The organism is Candidatus Diapherotrites archaeon, assembly GCA_040755695.1.
In the GTDB taxonomy this organism is placed as follows: Archaea; Iainarchaeota; Iainarchaeia; order Iainarchaeales; family 1-14-0-10-31-34; genus JBFMAK01.
Window position 1 is genome coordinate 1 of record JBFMAK010000017.1, and the last position, 1,774, is coordinate 1,774.

Below are 1,774 nucleotides of genomic sequence, written 5' to 3' on the forward strand. Positions count from 1 at the left end.
CAGTTATAAAGGCCGCCGATTCCTTGTGTAGTAAGGGCTCGGCGGCCTTTTAGTGTTACAAAAAGTTGTTGCTTAAATCAGGTTTTTTTCGTGGCCCCCAGAATTTTTTTAATGTCCCCTAATCTAAGATACTTGCGGCTGAGATCTACGCCGAGCGTTTCGGTGATCGCTTTTGTGATCTCATCGGCGTGGTCGAAGACATACCAATTTTCTTCGAGGCGGCTTCCTGATGACTTGTTCAGGCTTTCCACGATCCTTGGGATCGGGTATTTGTTTCCGAGGCCCTGCGCCAACAGGCGGACGATAACAAGCGCGACGAAACAGATAAGGAAATGCGCCTGTATGTGGTCATTGCGCGAAAGATAAACAGGGCGGGCTTCAAGGTCGCTTTTCGTGACTTTGAACGCCTCTTCGATGCGCCAGAGCCCGCGATAGATTTCGACGATCTCCTCGTCACTCTTCTTCCACTCGCTGGTGACGATGGCGTAGTAGCCATCGAATTTTTCTTCCTCGCGCAATTTCTTCTCGTCGAATACGGGCTTTTGTTTTGTGGTCATGATCTCACCCGTATCCGGGTCGAAAACAAGATTTTTCACGTATTTCGCCGCACCGTAGGAGGTGGCCTTGTTGTATCTTGAAGGACTCTTTACCAGTTCCCGGGCTTTCAAGAGGGCGGGTTCACGGTCGGCCTTTGCTTTGCGGTCGTAGTCGGCGCTGTAAAACACGACCTGCTTTTCGTCAATGCGGACCTTGCTTCTGCCCCCTTTCGCATTGCTGACGGCAATTTCGCGCGGATACAGCCTGGACTTGATTTTGTGATCGCCGCCGATCTGCCGGTACCCCGATCCGTCCAGGACGTAATCTTTAATTTCCTTGTTTCTGCCGCGCACAGTTTGCGAATAGACATACCCATCGCCTCGGGCAAGGCAAAACGCGATGTTGTCCGCCGTGTTGACCCCCTTGTCCGCGACAACGATGGTACGGCCGACCTCGTAATCTTTTTTCACTTTAGCCAAAATTGGCATCAGGGTCTCGCAGTCATTGGTGTTGCCCGGGAAAAGATCATACGAGACAGGGATGCCTTTTGTGTCCATCAAAAGCCCCATCTGCACGATCGGGTCCGGACGGTGCTCTTTGGACACGCCTTTTCTTTTCATCTCGTCCTGCCTGTCGGTCTCGAAATAGTAATTTGTGACGTCGTAATAAACCAGTTCGGTGCTTCTCCCGAATTTATTTTTCATCTGCCGGTGCAAATAAAGCTGCAGGCCGTCCTTAAAAGTGACGGCCTGCGTGAGGCAGCGGTAGACGTCGTCCAATGAGAAATCCGTGTTCTCAAAGTAGCGGCCTTTCTCCTCGTAGGTTTTTTTCTTGGACGCGGGGGCAAGGATCCGGGAGAAAACGAGGAGCTTCATGATGTTGTTTGTGTTGAATTCCGACTTAAACGATCTGGAGTTGTTGTAAAAGAAAGTGTGGAGGCCAAGTTCGTGGTAGGGTTTGCTGAGCGCGGCGTAGCCGATGTTTTTTCGGTTGGCTGGGCTTTCCGTCAGAGTCTCTTCGGGATTGAGACTGATCGCGACCGGCTGTTTTTCCAAAGCCGCTTTTTTGTTCATGTCCTCGACGACGCTTCTAAAATGGGCGATGGGATCCGGGTACTCCTTTGCGAGCACCTCGAGATATCCGAGGGATTTGACCGTTTTGTGCCGGACTTTTTTTGTCACGGGGTCTCTGTAGCCCTGAACGATTGACAGATAACAACGGCCGTTGCTTTTGCCCA

Annotated in this window: 1 protein-coding gene; it reads right to left on the bottom strand. The window is 51.2% G+C overall.

The features are described 5' to 3' along the window. Nucleotides 1–77: 77 nt before the first annotated feature. A complete protein-coding gene (locus AB1467_07395; protein MEW6296079.1) occupies nt 78–1,748 on the bottom strand; it encodes an IS1634 family transposase in 1,671 nt (556 codons plus the stop codon). Between the last annotated feature and the right edge of the window lie 26 nt (nt 1,749–1,774).